Raw genomic sequence first — 17,660 nt, forward strand, 5'->3', positions numbered from 1 at the left:
GCGCCCAACTCAAACCGCACTGAACCGCTTGGCCAGCCCCAGTTCGGCAAACCGCTCGATGATGAAATCCACGAACGCCCGGGTCTTGCCTGGTAGCAGTTTGTGCTCGGCGTAATAGATAGAGATGTTGCCGTCATCGACATACCAATCCGGCAGCACTCGTTGCAACTCGCCGCTGTCCAGGTACGCCACGGCAAACGGCATGCTCACCAGGGCGATGCCCAACCCTTGGGCTGCGGTGATGCAAGCGGCTTCCGAGTCACTCATTGTCATCTGCGCCTTGAGGGTCAACGGGCTGTGTTCCCGGTTGCGGCTGGTCAGTTGCCATGAACGGATCCGCCCAGTCTGCGGTGAGCGGATCAGGATGCCCTGATGTGGCGCCAGATCCTGCGGCTCAAAGATGGCGGAGTGACTCTGCAGATACGCTTGGGATGCAACCAACACGCGATGAGCCACCGTCAACTTGCGCGCCACCACGCCTTGGGGCAGTTCGAAACCGCCGCCAATGGCCGCGTCGAAGCCTTGGCCGATCAGGTCCACCTGGCGATTGTCGAAATGCCAGTCCGGGTTGATCGCCGGGTACCGCCCCAGGAATTCGCCCAGCAACGGCACGACAAACAAACGCCCGAACGCCGTGCCCATGCTCACCTTCAGGGTGCCGGCTGGCTGCCCACCGGCGCTGGCGAGGTTGGCGACGGCGTTCTGGATCGTATTGAAACTGCTGCCTACTTCCCGCAGGAACAGCTGCCCGGCCTCGGTCAAGGTCAGGCGGCGAGTGCTGCGCTGGAACAGCCGCACGCCCAGGCGCGCCTCAAGCTTGGCCACGCTCTTGCCCACCGCCGCAGGTGTCAGGCTCAGGCGTCGCGCAGCCTCGGCGAAGCTGCCGACTTCGGCGCTGCGAACAAAACATTCGATACTGCTGAAACTCTCCATGGTGCCTACTATAAACTTTTGGTTTACACAGACTATATCAACGAAGGTCTACCCAGCCGATAGCCTAGTCTTGATACTCGCCCCATCAACCGCGGCATCTCGCCCCGGCACCTTTGGAGAAATACATGAGTACTCAGACACTGAAAGGTAAAGTCGCCTTGATCCAAGGCGGTTCCCGCGGCATCGGCGCCGCCATCGTCAAACGCCTGGCCGCAGAAGGCGCTGCCGTAGCGTTCACTTACGTCAGCTCCGGCGCAAAATCCGAAGAACTGCAGAACAGCATCACCACAGCCGGCGGCAAAGCCTTGGCGATCAAGGCCGACAGCGCTGATGCCGACGCCATCCGTAACGCGGTGTCGGCCACAGTCGAAGCGTTTGGCCGGCTGGACATCCTGGTCAACAACGCTGGCATCCTGGCGATCGCGCCACTGGACGAGTTCAAGTTGGAAGATTTCGACCAGACCCTGGCCATCAACGTGCGCAGCGTATTTGTTGCCACCCAGGCCGCCACGCGGCACATGACCGAGGGCGGTCGGGTCATCAACATCGGCAGCACCAACGCCGACCGCATGCCCTTCGCCGGCGGCGCCACGTACGCCATGAGTAAATCTGCGCTTGTTGGCCTGACAAAAGGCCTGGCCCGTGACCTCGGCCCCCGCGGCATCACTGTCAACAACGTGCAGCCCGGCCCGGTGGACACCGACATGAACCCGGCCAGCAGCGACTTCGCTTCCAGCCTGATGGACCTCATGGCAGTCGGTCGTTATGGCACGGTGGAAGAAATCGCCAGCTTCGTCGCTTATCTGGCAGGCCCGGAGGCGGCGTATATCACCGGGGCCAGCCTGACCATCGACGGTGGTTTTGGCGCCTGACCTCAACTCATGAAAAAAGCCGGTCATGGCTGAACCCTGACCGGCTTTTTTTATTATGTAGTCGCTGTTGTCATGCCCACTCCAATTCCGGCAAACCGCACAGGCTTGGCTGGAACATCCTCAAGGAGCGAATGATCCCGTCGGCGTGGGCGTACTTTTCGTCCGCCATGGCCGAGTCCGGAATGGCAATGGCGGTCATGCCGGCGGCTTTCGCGGCGGTCACGCCGAACGGGGAATCCTCGAACACCAGGCAATCGCAAGGCTCGACACCCAGGCGCCGGGCGGCGGTGAGGAAGATATCCGGCGCCGGTTTCGCCGCGCCGACTTCAGGATCATCCGCCGTCACGATGCAATCGAACAACGCGAACCAGTCCCGATGCAACGTGGTTTTCAGCGCAAAGGTAGGGCTCGACGAACTGGTTCCCACCGCAATCGGAATGTCGTGGGCCTTCAGATGCCGCACCAGTTCCTCGGCGCCAGGCATCCCCATGGCGTGGGGAAAGCGCTCGCGCATCAGGGGCTCGCGGATGATCAGGAATTCTTGAGGGGTAATGGGCAATTCCAGCGCCTGGACGACGTAATTGGCCAGGTCCGTGGCCCCACGCCCGATGATGTTCTGCTTGACGCTCCAGTCGAACGTACGCCCGTAGCGCTCGGCGATAATGGAGGTCACCTCGGTGTAGATGCCCTCGGTATCGAGCAACAAGCCATCCATGTCGAAAATCACAGCCTTGATCGGGCCAAACTTTTTCAGGGGTGCATTCATCGCATCTGATCCGTTATCAACACAACATTCCAGGGATGGCTCAGGTGCGGCCAGCGTAGCGTGTTCGCCTTAAAGGATTCAGCAGAATAGCGAAGGAGGCTTGGAACCGGCAATGGGAAATCCATGGACGGGTTTTGTGGCGAGGGAGCTTGCTCCCGCTCGGTTCTGTAGGAGCTGGCGAAGGCTCGGGCCGCGTTCGGACGATCTTTTGATCTTTCGCTTGAGATTCAAGTGTCTTTGGAAAGATCGCAGCCTCGTTGCACTCGACAGCTCCTACGCACCCCAGCGGGAGCAAGCTCCCTCGCCACAAAAGCGGAATCGGTTTGGATGACGATGCAGCGGTTATTGACCCGAGCTGCCGGAGCCGCCCGACCCCGAGCCGCTGCCGCCCGAGCTGCTACCGCTGCCACTGGTACCGGTTCCGCCTCCGCTGGAAGAGCCGCCGCCCATTGAACTGCCACCGCTGGTCGAACCGCTTCCGGTGCCGGGGCTGGTGCTGCTGCCGCTGGCATCGCCGCCATTTCCTCCACTCACCGAACCGGGCGGCAGCGCATTGCCACTGGCGTCTGTGGTGGACCCGGCGTCCATCTGGGTCGACGGCGGCATGCCTCCCTTGTCGACCGGCGCGCTGTCCGAGGACTGTGCGAAAGCCGCCCCTGCGCCGGCCGAGAGAATCCCGGCCAACGCCAGGGCCGTCACGTTTGTCTTCATCATGGTAAGTCTCCTTTTCAAGATAACTACCTGATGTCTGGCAACCATGGCGCGCCGATGGTGCCGCAAAATCGACGGACGGGGATGAGGGTCAGCTTGGCTTGCCGGACGCATCGTCGCCCGCGATATCCGGGTCGTCCGGCGTCGCCTCGACGTCCTGATCGTCGCTTGGGACTTGCTCGACGCCGCTGTCATCATCGGGCGGTCGCTGATCGCGACTCAGCGAATCGGTGGGCGAAGGCAGCGGGTATTCCGGGGTTTCATCGTCGTCGGGAACAGGCGAATCAGCTGACATGATGGCCTCCTGGTGATGGCGTTTCAGGAACAAGCGCGATTACTTGTAGGACTCGTCCTCAAGCTCTGCGTCTTCATCTTCGATCAAGGGAACCTGGGCGTCGTCCATTAGCGAGCCGGGATCTTCATTACCCGGGTCGTTGACACCCGGATCGTTGATGAAGGGCACGCCCGAGGGGCCTTTTTCTTCCTTTCCTTCGGTTTCCGGCGTCATGGCATACCTCGCAATCGCAAGTGGGTGTATGGATTCGAGGAGGTGGAGCGGTAAACGTTCCGGGGAAATGCCCAATAACAACAAACCCGGCACAAGGCCGGGTTTGTTCATGCATGCATGCGCTTAGCGGTGTTTTCTCTTGTGCTTATGCTTCTTGCCACCCGAATGCCCATCACCATCGTTGGACAGGTTGCTTCCCAAGGCACCACCCGCCGCCCCGCCGATGCCCGCACCAATGGTAGAGCCAGTCGAACCGCCCAAGCGGTTGCCAACGATCGAACCACCGGCCGAACCCAGCCCGCCACCAATGGCCGCTTCCGTACGGCTGCCCTTGCGAGCGCCCACCGCACTGCCGGCGGCGCCACCCACACCGGCGCCAATTGCGGCGCCGGTGCTGCCGCCCATCTGCTGGCCGACCACATTACCCAAGACACCGCCAAGACCACCGCCAACCGCTGCGGTACCGTCGCCAGCGGCCATCGCGCCCTGAGCGACCACAAGCCCAAGCACCAAGGTGGACAAAGTCAAACGCATGATAAAAACCTCAAGAATGCCGCATCGGGAAATAGAGTCGGTGCGCGCGGGCGCGAGTGTACGCCAAACCGCGTCAGCCTCAACGGTTGGACCACAAACGCAACGGTAGTTTTATGACAGGCAAAAAAAAGCCCGCTGGGGAAACGGGCAGGTACTGCTTTCTAACGGATGAGCTCAGACTACTTAGCCGAGTGTGAAAGAAACGTGAAAGCAATTGTCTGTAGAAAAAAGATTAAAAATATTTACACAACTTCGCTTTTTCCACGTCATAAAAAAAAGCCCCATTCGGTGACGGGGCTGCGCTTGCATTATTTCCTGACCGGAATCCTGGGTAAGAACTTGGCTTTTTCCCCTCGCTGCACTTTGGACACCTTCGTCTTGATGGACTTGATTGGCTCGTCACCAAAGTCCGATCGATAAGCGGCCTGACCACACTGCAAACCTTCGTTGATCGGGTACGCGGCTCCGTTCTCCTCGCTGTACGGTGCTCCCATCGTCTTTCCCCTTTTTGTCGAGGCCGATACCGGCAACAACCGATTGCCTGAAAATATTGGCCTTCACGACAGTGAGACTAGCTGGTCATCAACGGACCGCTCATTCACCAAAGCCTTGGCCGACGAATGGAACCCACTGTTTCAGAAAGGAAACACTCACTCAACGCCCAGCATCGTCCGGCTCAACGCCCGGGAAACCTGGTCGGCCGAGTAGGGTTTGGAAAGAAATTCGAACCCCTCATGCCCACTGTGGGCCAGCTCCTCGCTGTACCCGGAAGTCAGCACCACCGGCAGATCCGGGCGACGCCGACGCAGCTCCCGGGCCAGGGCAATACCACTGATGCCCGGCATGACCACATCGGAAAATATCGCGTCGAAGGCCATCGCATCCACGCCGACCATTTCCAACGCTTCTTCGGCGTTGGTTGCCCAGGCCGTTTCATAGCCCAGGTCCTGGAGGATCTGGTTGGCAAAACGCCCGACTTCCAGATTGTCTTCCACGACCAGTACCCGACGCTTGCCCTGCTCCAACACCAGTGAGGGGATTTCCTCCTTTATCGGCTCATGCCTTGTCTCGTGTTCGACCTCCGGAAGGTACAGCGTGAAGACAGTTCCTTCGCCAACCACGGTCGAAACGTCAACGTTGCCGCCCGATTGCTTGGCAAAGCCGAACACCTGGGACAATCCCAGGCCTGTTCCCTTCCCCACCTCCTTGGTTGTGAAAAATGGCTCGAAGATGTGCTCAAGATCCTGCGGCGAAATACCTGTGCCGGTGTCCTCCAGGGCGATGGCCGCGAAGGGCTGCCCTGCGCCGGCATGGCCGCGGATCGGCGGCATGCCATTACCGCATGTGAGCCGAAGCCACAGCGTGCCCTGACCATTCATCGCGTCCCGGGCGTTGAGGGCCATATTGATCAACGCCGTTTCAAACTGGCTCAAGTCGGCGCGGATGTAACAAGGCCGATCGCCCAACTCGACGATGACCTGGATCCGCGCCCCCGTGACGGTTTGCAGCATGTCGCCCAAGCTCTGCACCTGCTTGCCGACGTCGATGACTTCCGGTTTCAACGGCTGGCGCCGGGCAAACGCGAGCAACTGGCTGGTCAGCTTGGAAGCCCGTTCCACGGTTTCGGAGACAGCCGTCATATAGCGTTGCCGGCGCTCGTCAGACAGGTTGGGCAAGCGCAGGAAGTCCACCGAAGAACGGATGATCGTCAGCAGGTTATTGAAATCGTGGGCCACCCCGCCGGTCAGCTGTCCGATGGCTTCGAGCTTCTGCGATTGGCGCAGCGCCGCTTCGGTCTGTTTGAGCCGTGTGGTGCGCTCCTCGACGCGTTGCTCCAGCGTCGAATTCAATTCAGCCAGGGCCGCCAGGCCTTCACGCACCGCGGCGTCGGCTCGGGCGCGCTCGATGTGGGCCCAGCATCGCTCCCTGACTTCAATCAGCAAGGCCAGCTCGTTCGAAGTCCAGGTCCTGGGGGTTTTATCGTGGATGGCCATCAGGGCGGTCAAACGTCCGTTCTTGATCAACGGGACACAAATGGTGGCCGCGATACCGATGGACTGGAACGCCGCAGCCTCCTCCGGCGCCAGCTCCGCCAGGTTGTCGTTGATCACCAAGGGTTTGCCGGCCCGTAGGTTGTTGACCGCCAGCCGACCGAAATCCGCCAACCGGTAATGCCCAACGATACTGGGTGACCCGGCCCTGGCCCAATCGCCGCGGATCGTGAAGCCATCCTCGTCCTCGTCCATGTCCGCATAGGCGCAGTTGGACAGGTTGAGATGCGCCGCGAGGATTCGCGCAGTGGTCGCCATGATGGCTTGCGGATCGGTGGCATTCGCCACGGCGCTGCCGATGGCATCGAGCACCGCCAGGCGTTGGGTCATGAGCACCGTGGAAGTGGTCTCGGTAACCGTGTCGAGCATGCCCACGACCTTGCCGAACTGATCCCGAATGGGGCTGTAGCAGAACGTGAAATAAGCCGGCTCCGGGCCGCCGCCCCGCTCGATGATCAAGGGGAAATTCTCGATATAGGTCGCTTGCCCGTCGAAAGCCGCCTGTACGATCGGGCCGATATCGCTCCAGACCTCCCGCCAGACCTCATTGAATGGCCGCCCCAACGCCTCGGGCTTGCTTCCGAGAATGGGCAGGAACGCATCGTTGTACAACGTGATCAAGTCCGGCCCCCACACGATCGCCTGGGGAAAGTGCGAGGCCATGCTCAGCGCCACCGTCGTCTTCAGCACATCGGGCCATTGCTCAGGCAGCCCCAGCGGCGTGCCCTCCCAATCATGGCTTCGCACCCGTTCAGCCATTTCTCCATAGCTCTGGAGCCAATCTGTCATGCGTTCGATCCTTCTCAGCCGCCAAAAACAATGGAGGGGGAACGCTTGTGACCTCAAGCCAACGCGTATTATCCCGAGCTTAGTTGGAATTCGCGATTGGGTTGGGGGGAAGTGCCAGGCCGCATTTAACCGGCATTGGTAAAAATGGGCGGAAGGACTGCGGGAACGACCTGAATAGCGTTGGGAATAGCCCTGATGTAGCTGAAGGTCATACGCAGTCGTGGCGAGGGAGCTTGCTCCCGCTGGGCTGCGTAGCGGCCCCTTTTGTGAGCGCTTCGCACTCAAGCGGGAGCAAGCTCCCTCGCCACAGGGTTCAGCGGTTTTCTGATCGGAATACTAACCTTTCCAGATGCCCACACATGGACGTCTCGAAAACCATGCCCGACCGCAAACTACTCCATCGAGATGGCTATGCCCTGCTCCACCACGCCATCCCGACCGAATGGCTGGACCATCTTCGCGCCGTGTTCGATGCAGGTGTGAGGCCCTCGGAGCAATGGCCAGTGCCGCGTGACAGGGATTGGCGCTATTCAATGCTGGACGATGATCCGAAGATCCAGGCTGTGTGTCGCCTGCCCCCGCTATTGGCAGTGGCGGGCGAGTTGATCGGCGAGCGGTTCTTCCTTTCGCAAGTGGAAGGACGCGAGCCCGTTGCCGATGGCGGCCACCAGCAACTGCACCGCGACTTGTCGGCCCAGCGGCCAGGCGACATCGCCGTCGCCCTGGCTTTTTTTGACGATTACGGCCCCGAGAACGGCGCGACACGACTCGTTCCTGGCAGCCATCGCCCCGTGTCGGACGCACCACCTTTCGACTTCCACGACGAGTCACGCTCCGTACAGCTTTCCGGTGGCGCCGGTGACATCCTGGTATTCGATGTCGATCTGGTGCATGCGGGCAGCCTGAACCTGACCGGCAAACGCCGTCGCTCCATTCTGATCAGCTATTTCTCAGAGGCGTTATACGCGTCACACCTGGAAACCGTGGGGCTGCGCAATATTCGCATGGACACCCGGGATCGATTCGAACCAGGCTTCAGTATTCATCACCCTGCTGACGGCGCCCAGTCCAGGCAGGCAAGCCGGCCAGCATCGCCGCTACGTCCTGGCGCCCTGGTCAGTCATTCAATCTCTCGCAACGGCGTTGGGGGCCCGCCACCAGTCGCCTTCAGCGTTGGCAGGCACTTGCGAGCAGTCTCGACGAAGGGCGTGACAATCAGGCTATACACCGTCAGGTAATGCGGGTGGTCCTGTTCTCCAGTGCCGAAACGCAAGTGCTCGGGCTGCGCGCGGGTGACATAGAGCGTGCCGAACAGCCAGTCCCACAGCGACAGATTGATGCCGAAATTGCGGTTGAAATGACGAGGGGCATCGCTATGGTGAATCTGGTGCTGGGCCGGGCTATTCAACACATGTTCCAGCACGGGGCCAAAGGACAGCCAGACATGGGTGTGACGCAGATTCGCCGCCAGGCTATTGAAGATAAACACCAGGTACGTCACGCCGAACAACGTATAGCGGCTGATCTCGCCGCCACAAACGTACAAGAAACCACCCGCGAAGAGGCCCAGGCAGGCAATAACGCAGAGCCTCTCGACGATCTTCTCCACAAAATGCACCCGACTCGCCGTGGCCGGCACCAGCACGGGCGCCGAATGATGCACTTTGTGAAACGCCCAGAGCCAGCGCGAGTGAAACGCCCGGTGCACCCAGTAGTGAACAAAATCCTTCACCAGGAATACCCCTAGCCCATAGACCAAGGCGAGCGCTAGACTCTCGCCCAATCGCGGACGCGCGCCCCACAGGTTGTTGAAAAAAGCCACATAGTCCCCGGAGCGCAGGATGTACGGATCGACCAGGTGGACAATAGGCAACACCAAGGCAACCTTGAGAATCGCCCGGACAAAGTAGTAGCGATAGTCCAGCAGCGCCGAACGGTGCAGGTTCACCCGGCTGCCACCGATGAATTGCCAGAAGGAACGGGCATCGGTCAGGCCGCGGCGCTTCCTGTAACGGAACAGGCCATAGGCGACACAGTAGGAAGCGCAGAGAAATAGAATTCCGAATCGGCCGTTCAGATTGAAAATGCCGAGGAACTGCTGGCTGATGGGTGCGATCACCCAGGCGCTCAGGTAGTGATAGACAAGGGAGAACGCATCCACGCATGCCAGCCTCTGCCGAAGGAGCGGTATTGTAGATCAGTCGTGTTGGGGCTGGCTTGGGTTTCAGGTATCTAATAGGGGTCGCCAGACCGGATTGATTCAAAAAGGACGAATATGACATTGACGGTCGAACGTTTGGTCAGCATAGCCATGACCAATCCAGTCAACGCACACATTGCCGCGCGCTTGCCTTCGCTCGGTTTGAACCAATGCATGCTCACCGCAGGCTGCCTGTTCCAGGCCGTCTGGAATCATCAGTCGCAGCGGCCAACGGCCTGGGGCGTGAAGGATTACGATGTTTTCTACTTCGACGCCGACCTGTCCTGGGAAGCCGAGAATGAAGTGATCAACGCCGCCCAACGTCTTTTCCAGGATCTCGACGTCAACATCGAGGTCAAGAACCAGGCTCGCGTTCACCTTTGGTACGGCCAACGGTTTGGCAAGCCTTATCCCCAGCTTCAGTCGGCCAAGGATGGCGTTGATCGCTATCTGGTTGCGGGTACGTGTATTGGACTGGATGTAGAAACAGGCGAAGTTTATGCGCCTTACGGCTTGGATGACGTGGAGCAAGGCGTCCTTCGTATCAACCCAAAGAATCCGCAGCCAGATTTGTTCAATGAGAAGGCGAAGAGTTATCAGGCTCGCTGGCCATGGCTCAGGATTATGGAGAACGGATGCAAATCACCATAATCCGTGGCGAGGGAGCTTGCTCCCTCGCCACGGAGTGTGTATCTATTAAGACTACGCATGGACTTGCTGCCGCCTTCGCGAGCAGGCTCGCTCCCACGGCAGATCGGCGGCGGATAGCCACTCCCACCTGGGCTCATTCGGGTAAAAACGGGCGTATCTTTCGCGCAGCTTCGTTCCTGGACCACTCCTCACGTGTCAGCTCCCAAACCTCCTTGAGCAACGACCCACAAACAAAATCCCCCTGCTGCGTCCCGATCATGCGCATCCCCTCGCGCTCCGAAATCCTGCGCGAAGCCAGGTTGCCCACCGCCTTCGGCACTCGCATGACCGGACGCTCCAGCGCTTCGAACCAATAGGCATTGATCGCCTCGCAAGCCTCGCGCATGTAGCCTTTTCCCTGCCATTGCGGCGCCAGCCAGAAACCGCGGTTGTTACCTGGCTGGTCGTAGAGGCTGATGCTGCCGATGCGCTGTGTCACGTCTTCAGCAATACGGATCATCCAGTGCCACTCGCTTCCGGCGGCGACAGCAGGCAGCGCATGGTCGCGCACGTAGGTCAGCGCGCCGTCATCCGGGTACGGCCAGGGTACGCGGCTGTCGAGGTAGCGGACCACTTCCCAATGGGGGAACAGCCGTTGAATGGCCGGTGCGTCCGTCAGTTCAAGGGGCGTGAGAATGAGGCGGCGGGTTTGGAACGTGGGGGTAGATTCCACGATGAAGATTCCTTTTCAATACCGATGGCTATCCTGGGGGGCACCCTAAAGATTGTCCGTCACCCTGCACAGTTTGCTGTTCTTCAAGGATGAAGGAGGAAGCTCCTTCATCCCCGCCGAGATTTTCCTGAGGGTAACCCCGCAGGTGTAACGCCCCGCGGCGTCCAGTTGGTAATCCTTCCCTGCCTCAGGAACAAAACTGAACATGTTGTAGCATTGCGCACCGATGTAATGAAAAGCGATGGGGTGCCCGGCCGGCACCAGTAGCTCAGTCACCACCGTCGAGGCTGGGTGCTTGTCGACGGCTGGCATGCCCAGGCTTTCACCATTGCGATTGGCGTAGCCATCCCGGAACGCCACCATGACCCCGGCGCCCGGCAGCCGGAAGTCCACGCAATCGGATTTGGGTACCGCCCTGACCATGCCGTCGCTGATCACTCGCAAGCGTGCTGTCTCGCCACCGCCGGGGGCTGAGTAAGGGGTGGAGAAAGAGCGGACATCCGACAGCGCTCCGCAGCCGGCGAGCAGGGTCAGTAAGGTGAGGCTCCACGTATGCCGCAGGACGCAGAGCGTATTGCGCGGGTAAAGGTTGATTCGGAGGTTGAGGGGGCGCGGCGATTGGCTCACGATGATGCTCCATGCAGGTCAGATATCCAGGGCCGACGACGGTCGAGAGGAACACGATGCCAGCGCGGGATTTTATAGAAGGTTCGGGGACGCGCTGCAATGGCCGATGTATCGGGGCGCACGCCTGATGATCCAGGCTCACTCAAACCTCATCGCCGGTCTGACCCTGGCGATAGTCGCGACACTGAGCTGGGCGTTGAACTTCATGGCGCCCTACGTCACCGGCGCCTACACCATTTATGACCTGCTGATCGTACGGTTCCTGATGGCCGGTGCCCTGGGCCTGGGTGTCGTGGTGCTCTATCGGGCCCAGCTTCGGCGCCTGCGCCGTAATCAGGTGCTGCTGGCCACGAGCCTGGGCGTGATCGGATACCTCGGCTATAGCGCATGCATCGCCGCCGGCATCATTTTTGGCGGGCCGGTGCTGACCCCGGCCTTTATTGGAATGGTGCCGGTGTTGCTGGCGCTGTTGGGCAACGCCACGGCCAAAACTCTCCCGTGGCGCAAACTGGCAATCCCATTGGTTTTCTTGACGGTTGGACTGCTGCTGTCGAATCTCGGCGCTCTCCATCAACCCGTTGCAGGTGATGGTGCGTGGCTGATGGGTTTGTTGTTTTCAATCGGTGCCGTGATCTTGTGGCTCGCATTTAGCTGGTTGAACCAACGCGCCTTGCTGAAGCTGCCACCCCACGCGTCAGGCGTATGGACCGGCCTCATGATGGCCGGTGCGGGAGTGGGAACCTTGTGCTTGTTACCGACCGTGCATGCGTTGGATCTGCTCAAACTGCCCAGCCGGGGCTTCAGCTTACCCATGGCGGGACAGTTATATCTCTGGGGCTTCGTGATCGCGATGATGTCATCGGTCATCGGAGCCTGGGCTTGGAACGCCGCGTCCCGGCGCCTGCCCATGGTGCTTTCCGGACAATTGATCGCCTTGGAGTCGCTGTTCGCGACCCTACTTGGCTTGTGGTTTCATCATCGGCTGCCGACGCTCCTGGAGGCGTCAGGTCTTGCTGCTGTGCTTATCGGAGTCTTCATGGCGGTGCGGATTATCCTGACGACGCGGGGATCGACACCCGTCCCCGCCCCTTGATCAGCAAGTAATTGCCCTACCCCTTGTCCGGCCCTTTGGCTGCCTTCGTACGGCCCTTTGAGGTCATGGCTTTGTATTCACCGGCACCGGCCTCTTCCACTGAGTAGGCGGGCAAAGCGTTCTCATGCAAAACGTAATGAGCTGAAGCTTTATTGACAGATAGAGGGACAGTTTCAATATGAGCCGTCAGCTTTGCCGAGGTCACCGACAGGAAAGCACTCGGCTCCATCCCAAACCGCTCTGCCAGCGCGTAGGCCATCTTGTGACTGATCGGCCGATCGCCATTGAGCACCTTGGACACCGCTGTTTTGTCACCGATTTCAGGAAGGTCGGAACCGGTGAGCCCGAGCGTCTCCATCAGGTCCTTGATCAGTTGCACAGGCGTGCAGGTCGCCTCAAAAGCAGCATTCGACTCACGAAACTGGGCGGAGTCGCGCTGGTAGGCCAGGATTTCGTCCTCAAGCTCAACGAGAATCCGCTCCTCGACCTTGCTCAATTCGCGCCCGTCGGTGAGTTCATCGAGCAAGTCCGTCGCGCGTTCATAGTCGGCGGGAGTCCTGATGCCGTGTACAAACTCACCGCGCAGGCGATCCAGTACCGCGTGCAGTTCGCCAAGCGTCGCGATCAGGGTTTGGAAGTCGTTCCGGGCTGCGCTCATCGTCTTGTCCCTTTGTTTCTTGCATACCAACTGTTGGCAACGTCGTAATCGGCATGCGTGTAGATGCGTTTGACGTAGAACTTCTGCCGGGCATAGTTGACGCCGCCTATCACCCTGAGATTATTGCCGCCTACGTCGATCACCACCCAATTCATTGCGGCCCTGGGCTTGAACAGGTCGACGCCGTGGGTACCGAACAGCTTTTGCAGGTCCGCGAACGCCCTGGGGCGCGCCATCCTCAAAATGCGCAGGCAACGATCAAGACCGGCCTTGTCGTTCGGGTACCGAATCGCAGCGTCGTCAAAACGTGATGGCGTGAGTATATCCATGGGCGTCCTTGTCTTTGGGCCGATGGTACTCTGGTTGTTCTTTTTCACAACTCTGAATTTATAGGCAGTAGCGGGACGCATGCTGTGACACTTAGGCGATTCGGCCGGCTGCATTGGGGTCAGTGGGTTATCGCCTACACGTCCAGAGACAAAAAACCCACCGACCCAACCCGCCTGAAAATCTGACCACTAGCTCTCTGCAGGGGCAAACCTTTTACTCCGTCACACACCCCAGCGGCACGCTCCCCGCAAAACTGTCCACCAGGCTCGCCACGACCATCTCCCCCATCCGCGTGCGGGTCTGCAACGTCGCACTCGCGCGGTGGGGTTGCAGCACGACCTGTTCATTGCCGAACAATGCCTCTGGCGCGTGCGGTTCATCGACAAACACATCCAGCGCCGCACCGGCGATGTCTCCCGCCGCCAGCGCTGCCACCAGGTCGGCCTCGTCGACCAGTTTCCCGCGCGCAACGTTGACCAGGTAACCGCCCTTGCCCAAGGCCCGCAACACCTCGGCATCAATGATGGCTTCTGCCTTGTCGGCGGCCGCGGCGAGGATCAGGGCGTCGCAGTCGCGGGCCAGTTGTTTCAGGTCAGCCACGAAGGTGTGGTTCACGTCGCCCATGGGGCGCAGGTCGGTGTAGCTGATCGGGCAACCGAACGCCGCGGCTCGGATTGCCACGGCGCGACCGACCCGACCCATGCCGACGATGCCGATGCGCATGCCGGACACCTGCCGCGCCAACGGCAGCGGGGCCAGCGGCGTCGGGCTCTGGGGCCACTGGCCGGAGCGCACGTAGCGGTCACCGGTGCACACCCCACGACATACGGCAATCAATAAGCCAATGGCCAGGTCGGCGACGTCTTCGGTGAGCGCACCAATGGTGGCCGTCACGCGGATTCCGCGATCCCGGGCATAGGCCAGGTCCACCGCATCAGTGCCCACGCCGTTGACCGCAACGATTTCCAGCCTGGGCAGTTGCGCCATGAGCGCTTGGCTGATACCCGTGTGCCCACCCGTGATCACGCCGCGAATGTTGCCGCCGTGCTCGCGCAAGTAGGCGTGTTTGTCGGCCTGTTCGAAGTACCGTCGGACGGTGAACAGCTCATTGAGCTGGGCGTTTATTTCGGGAATCAGGATCGGGCTGAGTTGCAAGACTTCTGGCTTCATAGTGACCTCGTGACGAATTGGAAGGAGGGCTCAACCGCGACCGGCAAACGGCATGGCCGTGGCCATCACGGTCATGTTTAGGACATTGGCCGACAGCGGCAGGCCGGCCATGTAGCGCACGGCATCAGCCACGTGCTTGACGTCCACCATGGGTTCCACCGCAATGCTGCCGTTGGCCTGGCGTACGCCCCTGGTCATGCGCTCGGACATTTCAGTGAGGGCGTTGCCGATGTCGATCTGGCTGCAGGCGATGTTGTACTCGCGCCCGTCCAAGGCCAGGGATTTGGTCAGCCCCAGTACCGCATGTTTGCTCGCGGTGTAGGCACTGCTGAACGGTCGCGGAGTGTGCGCCGAAATCGAACCGTTATTGATGATGCGTCCGCCCTGTGGTTGCTGTCGACGCATCAGGCCGAAGGCGCCGCGGGCACACAGGAAAACGCCGTTGAGGTTGGTATCGATCACGTTTCGCCACTGCTCGAACGTCAGTTCATCCAGCGGCACGGCGGGGGCGTTGACTCCGGCGTTATTGAAGATGACGTCCAGGCGTCCGTAGACCTCTTCGACGGTGGCGAACAGTGCATCGACACTGGCCGGATCCCGCACGTCAGTCGGCACCGCGAGCGCTTCGCGTCCCTCACTGGCCGCCAGTTCGACCAACGCCTGCAACGGTTCCGGGCGGCGTCCCGCCAGGACCAGGGTGTACCCGTCCTGCAACAACCCCAAGGCCACGGCGCGGCCGATCCCGCTACCGGCGCCGGTCACCAGGGCAACTTTCAAAGTCTTCGACATAGTGTGCATTCCTTAAAAGAATCGGTATGACGAGCGCCGGGCTCAGGGGCGCGGGCCGACGCGCATTTCCAACTGCCCGACGCCGTCGATGCCGGCGTTGATCACGTCGCCTGGATGCAACACATCAACACCTGACGGACTGCCCGTCATGATCAGGTCGCCGGCCCGCAGCGCCACCGATTGGGAAATCCTGCTGATCATTTCACTGACCGACCAGATCTGGTTGTCGAGGCTGTCACGCTGGCGCTCCTGGCCGTTCACGCTCAACCACAGTTCGCCATCCGGATGCCCTGCCCTGGAGACCGGCACGATGGCGGTCATCGGCGCAGCGCCATCGAACACCTTGGCCCCTTCCCAGGGCAGGCCGTCGCGCTTGGCCGCCAGCTGGACGTCGCGCCGCGTCAGGTCAAGCCCGGCCGCGTACCCCCAGACATACGCCAGGGCCTGGCTCTGCGGAATATTCGCACCGCCCTCGCCGATGGCCACGACCAATTCGATTTCATGGACGAACGCCCCTGTCATCGTCGGAAAAGGCACCTCCCCGACCGCATCGATGACACAGCTGGACGGCTTCATGAAAAACACCGGGGGCAGGCGGTTCTGGCCGCCCTGGGCGTCTGGCCACGGATAATTGCGACCGACACAAAACACCCGGCCAACGGGAAAACGCTGGGGGGTGCCGATCACCGGCAGCGCTACGGGCAGGTCCGGAGTAAAGACGTATTCGGGCATGTTCATCCTGTTGAAAGTCCTGTTGGAAGGATCAGCGTACGGCGGCATTTCCCGACAAAGTTGGACGAATGCCGCCTCGTATTGGAGAAAAACAGTTTTTTCCTGTGCTCAGCGCGCCTTCAATTCGATGCGATATAAACGGCCGAGCAGCAAGGAATAGGACAAGGTGCCGACCAGCGCCACGCCGCCGATGAACCAGAAGGCCAAGGCAAACGAGCCGGTCTTGTGGACGATCGCGCCAATCACGATGGGCGTGACGATCCCGCCGATGTTGGCGGCCAGGCTGGTTATCCCGCCGGTCAGCCCGATCAGTTCCTTGGGGGCGACTTCCGACACGGCCGCCCACGATGAGGACGCGATCCCTTGGGCGAAAAAGGCCACGGTCAATACCGCAATGCAGATCACGTTCGAGTCGGTGAAATTCACCAGGACAATGGACATGCCCAGCATCGATCCGACCACCAGCGGCAACTTGCGGGCAAACGACAACGAATAGCCGCGGCGGATCAACAAGTCGGAAACGATTCCGGCCAGCAGGATGCCCACCGTTGCGCCCACGAACGGCAGCACCGCGAAGATGCCGGCCTTGATCATGGTCAGTTGGCGTTCCTCGATCAGGTACGTCGGGAACCAGGTCAGGAAGAAGTACAACGCCGACGTGCTGGCGAACTTGCCGATGCAAATTGCCCAGACCTGGCGGTAGCTGAACAGCTCGACGATTTGCCGCCAGTTGAACCGGGTGCGCTCCTGGCTGCTCTTGACCAGCCCTCCCCCGGCCTCGATGTACTTGAGTTCTTCTTTGCTGACCTTCTTGCAGTTCATCGGGTCGCGGTACAGGTACAACCAGGCAATGCCGAAGACGATGCCAAGCGCACCGGTGCTGTAGAAAACGTGCCGCCAATCGTAGGTCGTCGCCAGCCAAAGCAGCGCACCGGTAAACAGCGCCGTCCCCAAGTACTGGCCACAAACGTAGATGCTACTGGCCAGGCCCCTTTCCCGCGCCGGAAACCACACCGTGACCGCCCGGCTGTTGGCTGGAAATGCCGGTGCCTCCATCGCACCGACAGCCAGGCGCAAGCCGAACAGCGAAGCGAAACCCGTGGCGAACCCCTGGCACACGGTGACGGTCGACCAACTGATCAGCGACACCCCGTAGGTGAACCGGGAACCGAAGCGATCGGCGATGAAGCCGGCGGGGACCAAGGCCAGCGCGTAGGTCCAGGCAAACGCGGAGAAGACCAGGCCCATTTCGATCTTGTCGAGACCCAGGTCCTTGGCCAGGAATGGCGCGGCAATCGAAATATTCACCCGGTCGATGTAGTTGATGATCGTTGCAATCAACAGCAACGACAGCATGAACCAGCGCCGCCGCGACGGCAGACGCTCGGACACCACGGCATCCCGGGCACCGGCAATACCCGGCGGCGCAGTGGTCTGGGAGGTGTGTGAATTCGACATGAGGGGACCTCGTTATTGTTAGAAGGGTCGGGATATTGCGGACAGCCGAAGCCATTGCCCTCGATCTCCGGGGCAG

The 17,660-nt window shown here is 60.6% G+C and carries 19 protein-coding genes and 1 pseudogene; 4 read left to right on the top strand and 16 right to left on the bottom strand.

Annotated features, from left to right (window positions below; genetic code table 11):
* Window positions 1-9: 9 nt before the first annotated feature.
* Window positions 10-933: a LysR family transcriptional regulator gene (locus M8Q45_RS16265; protein WP_249875584.1), complete on the bottom strand. Its 924-nt coding sequence runs from the start codon at window positions 931-933 to the stop codon at window positions 10-12.
* A gap of 125 nt (window positions 934-1,058) precedes the next feature.
* On the opposite strand from M8Q45_RS16265, the gene M8Q45_RS16270 reads away from it, so the two are divergent.
* Window positions 1,059-1,805, top strand: coding sequence for a 3-oxoacyl-ACP reductase family protein (locus M8Q45_RS16270; RefSeq protein ID WP_249875585.1), 747 nt, complete (start codon window positions 1,059-1,061; stop codon window positions 1,803-1,805).
* 70 nt (window positions 1,806-1,875) lie between these two features.
* Here M8Q45_RS16270 and M8Q45_RS16275 read toward each other — a convergent pair whose 3' ends face one another.
* The 6 genes from M8Q45_RS16275 to M8Q45_RS16300 form a co-directional block, all read right to left on the bottom strand.
* The gene (locus tag M8Q45_RS16275) at window positions 1,876-2,571 is read right to left on the bottom strand and encodes an HAD-IA family hydrolase (RefSeq protein ID WP_249875586.1); all 696 of its coding nucleotides are present in this window, start codon (window positions 2,569-2,571) and stop codon (window positions 1,876-1,878) included.
* Window positions 2,572-2,913: 342 nt separating this feature from the next.
* Window positions 2,914-3,285 carry a hypothetical protein gene (locus tag M8Q45_RS16280; protein WP_249875587.1) on the bottom strand — a complete coding sequence of 124 codons (372 nt, stop codon included), beginning with the start codon at window positions 3,283-3,285 and terminating at the stop codon, window positions 2,914-2,916.
* Between the two features lie 88 nt (window positions 3,286-3,373).
* Window positions 3,374-3,577, bottom strand: a complete 204-nt coding sequence (locus M8Q45_RS16285; protein ID WP_030137787.1) for a hypothetical protein — start codon at window positions 3,575-3,577, stop codon at window positions 3,374-3,376.
* Window positions 3,578-3,616: 39 nt separating this feature from the next.
* Window positions 3,617-3,901: a hypothetical protein gene (locus tag M8Q45_RS16290; RefSeq protein ID WP_249877408.1), complete on the bottom strand. Its 285-nt coding sequence runs from the start codon at window positions 3,899-3,901 to the stop codon at window positions 3,617-3,619.
* A 12-nt stretch (window positions 3,902-3,913) separates the two neighbouring features.
* Window positions 3,914-4,324: a hypothetical protein gene (locus tag M8Q45_RS16295; RefSeq protein WP_030137786.1), complete on the bottom strand. Its 411-nt coding sequence runs from the start codon at window positions 4,322-4,324 to the stop codon at window positions 3,914-3,916.
* Window positions 4,325-4,974: 650 nt separating this feature from the next.
* A complete protein-coding gene (locus M8Q45_RS16300) occupies window positions 4,975-7,164 on the bottom strand; it encodes a GAF domain-containing hybrid sensor histidine kinase/response regulator (RefSeq protein WP_249875588.1) in 2,190 nt (729 codons plus the stop codon).
* Between the two features lie 377 nt (window positions 7,165-7,541).
* Here M8Q45_RS16300 and M8Q45_RS16305 point away from each other — a divergent pair.
* Window positions 7,542-8,195, top strand: a pseudogene (locus M8Q45_RS16305) (phytanoyl-CoA dioxygenase family protein); the annotation flags it as partial.
* An 89-nt stretch (window positions 8,196-8,284) separates the two neighbouring features.
* On the opposite strand, the gene M8Q45_RS16310 reads toward M8Q45_RS16305, so the two are convergent.
* Window positions 8,285-9,325 carry a sterol desaturase family protein gene (locus M8Q45_RS16310; RefSeq protein ID WP_249875589.1) on the bottom strand — a complete coding sequence of 347 codons (1,041 nt, stop codon included), beginning with the start codon at window positions 9,323-9,325 and terminating at the stop codon, window positions 8,285-8,287.
* A gap of 114 nt (window positions 9,326-9,439) precedes the next feature.
* Here M8Q45_RS16310 and M8Q45_RS16315 point away from each other — a divergent pair, with 114 nt between their 5' ends.
* Window positions 9,440-10,015, top strand: coding sequence for a nucleotidyltransferase family protein (locus M8Q45_RS16315; RefSeq protein WP_249875590.1), 576 nt, complete (start codon window positions 9,440-9,442; stop codon window positions 10,013-10,015).
* 133 nt (window positions 10,016-10,148) lie between these two features.
* Here M8Q45_RS16315 and M8Q45_RS16320 read toward each other — a convergent pair whose 3' ends face one another.
* Both M8Q45_RS16320 and M8Q45_RS16325 read right to left on the bottom strand, forming a co-directional pair.
* Complete coding sequence (locus M8Q45_RS16320) at window positions 10,149-10,727, bottom strand: GNAT family N-acetyltransferase (RefSeq protein ID WP_249875591.1); 579 nt, start codon at window positions 10,725-10,727, stop codon at window positions 10,149-10,151.
* Between the two features lie 45 nt (window positions 10,728-10,772).
* Window positions 10,773-11,354, bottom strand: a complete 582-nt coding sequence (locus M8Q45_RS16325; protein ID WP_249875592.1) for a hypothetical protein — start codon at window positions 11,352-11,354, stop codon at window positions 10,773-10,775.
* Window positions 11,355-11,481: 127 nt separating this feature from the next.
* On the opposite strand from M8Q45_RS16325, the gene M8Q45_RS16330 reads away from it, so the two are divergent.
* Window positions 11,482-12,447: a DMT family transporter gene (locus M8Q45_RS16330; RefSeq protein WP_249875593.1), complete on the top strand. Its 966-nt coding sequence runs from the start codon at window positions 11,482-11,484 to the stop codon at window positions 12,445-12,447.
* Between the two features lie 16 nt (window positions 12,448-12,463).
* On the opposite strand, the gene M8Q45_RS16335 is transcribed toward M8Q45_RS16330, so the two are convergent.
* The 6 genes from M8Q45_RS16335 to M8Q45_RS16360 all read right to left on the bottom strand — a co-directional run bounded on the left by M8Q45_RS16335 (window position 12,464) and on the right by M8Q45_RS16360 (window position 17,584).
* A complete protein-coding gene (locus tag M8Q45_RS16335) occupies window positions 12,464-13,105 on the bottom strand; it encodes a helix-turn-helix domain-containing protein (protein WP_249875594.1) in 642 nt (213 codons plus the stop codon).
* On the bottom strand, window positions 13,102-13,434 hold the full coding sequence (locus tag M8Q45_RS16340) for a type II toxin-antitoxin system HigB family toxin (RefSeq protein ID WP_249875595.1): 333 nt from the start codon (window positions 13,432-13,434) through the stop codon (window positions 13,102-13,104). Before M8Q45_RS16340 ends, M8Q45_RS16335 begins: the two co-directional genes overlap by 4 nt.
* Before the next feature lie 214 nt (window positions 13,435-13,648).
* Window positions 13,649-14,605, bottom strand: a complete 957-nt coding sequence (locus M8Q45_RS16345; RefSeq protein WP_249875596.1) for a 2-hydroxyacid dehydrogenase — start codon at window positions 14,603-14,605, stop codon at window positions 13,649-13,651.
* Between the two features lie 30 nt (window positions 14,606-14,635).
* The gene (locus tag M8Q45_RS16350; RefSeq protein WP_249875597.1) at window positions 14,636-15,394 is read right to left on the bottom strand and encodes an SDR family oxidoreductase; all 759 of its coding nucleotides are present in this window, start codon (window positions 15,392-15,394) and stop codon (window positions 14,636-14,638) included.
* Window positions 15,395-15,436: 42 nt separating this feature from the next.
* Complete coding sequence (locus M8Q45_RS16355; protein ID WP_249875598.1) at window positions 15,437-16,132, bottom strand: fumarylacetoacetate hydrolase family protein; 696 nt, start codon at window positions 16,130-16,132, stop codon at window positions 15,437-15,439.
* A gap of 102 nt (window positions 16,133-16,234) precedes the next feature.
* Complete coding sequence (locus tag M8Q45_RS16360; protein ID WP_249875599.1) at window positions 16,235-17,584, bottom strand: MFS transporter; 1,350 nt, start codon at window positions 17,582-17,584, stop codon at window positions 16,235-16,237.
* Window positions 17,585-17,660 lie beyond the last annotated feature (76 nt).

The organism is Pseudomonas sp. T1.Ur (genome assembly GCF_023516725.1).
Classification (GTDB): domain Bacteria; phylum Pseudomonadota; class Gammaproteobacteria; order Pseudomonadales; family Pseudomonadaceae; genus Aquipseudomonas; species Aquipseudomonas alvandae.

Bases quoted from the DNA above. Each gene is read 5' to 3' on its own strand.
- M8Q45_RS16265 (WP_249875584.1), bottom strand. From the start codon at position 933: ATGGAGAGTTTCAGCAGTATCGAATGTTTTGTTCGCAGCGCCGAAGTC.
- M8Q45_RS16270 (WP_249875585.1), top strand. From the start codon at position 1,059: ATGAGTACTCAGACACTGAAAGGTAAAGTCGCCTTGATCCAAGGCGGT.
- M8Q45_RS16275 (WP_249875586.1), bottom strand. From the start codon at position 2,571: ATGAATGCACCCCTGAAAAAGTTTGGCCCGATCAAGGCTGTGATTTTC.
- M8Q45_RS16280 (WP_249875587.1), bottom strand. From the start codon at position 3,285: ATGATGAAGACAAACGTGACGGCCCTGGCGTTGGCCGGGATTCTCTCG.
- M8Q45_RS16285 (WP_030137787.1), bottom strand. From the start codon at position 3,577: ATGTCAGCTGATTCGCCTGTTCCCGACGACGATGAAACCCCGGAATAC.
- M8Q45_RS16290 (WP_249877408.1), bottom strand. From the start codon at position 3,901: ATGAACAAACCCGGCCTTGTGCCGGGTTTGTTGTTATTGGGCATTTCC.
- M8Q45_RS16295 (WP_030137786.1), bottom strand. From the start codon at position 4,324: ATGCGTTTGACTTTGTCCACCTTGGTGCTTGGGCTTGTGGTCGCTCAG.
- M8Q45_RS16300 (WP_249875588.1), bottom strand. From the start codon at position 7,164: ATGACAGATTGGCTCCAGAGCTATGGAGAAATGGCTGAACGGGTGCGA.
- M8Q45_RS16315 (WP_249875590.1), top strand. From the start codon at position 9,440: ATGACATTGACGGTCGAACGTTTGGTCAGCATAGCCATGACCAATCCA.
- M8Q45_RS16330 (WP_249875593.1), top strand. From the start codon at position 11,482: ATGATCCAGGCTCACTCAAACCTCATCGCCGGTCTGACCCTGGCGATA.
- M8Q45_RS16335 (WP_249875594.1), bottom strand. From the start codon at position 13,105: ATGAGCGCAGCCCGGAACGACTTCCAAACCCTGATCGCGACGCTTGGC.
- M8Q45_RS16340 (WP_249875595.1), bottom strand. From the start codon at position 13,434: ATGGATATACTCACGCCATCACGTTTTGACGACGCTGCGATTCGGTAC.
- M8Q45_RS16345 (WP_249875596.1), bottom strand. From the start codon at position 14,605: ATGAAGCCAGAAGTCTTGCAACTCAGCCCGATCCTGATTCCCGAAATA.
- M8Q45_RS16350 (WP_249875597.1), bottom strand. From the start codon at position 15,394: ATGTCGAAGACTTTGAAAGTTGCCCTGGTGACCGGCGCCGGTAGCGGG.
- M8Q45_RS16355 (WP_249875598.1), bottom strand. From the start codon at position 16,132: ATGAACATGCCCGAATACGTCTTTACTCCGGACCTGCCCGTAGCGCTG.
- M8Q45_RS16360 (WP_249875599.1), bottom strand. From the start codon at position 17,584: ATGTCGAATTCACACACCTCCCAGACCACTGCGCCGCCGGGTATTGCC.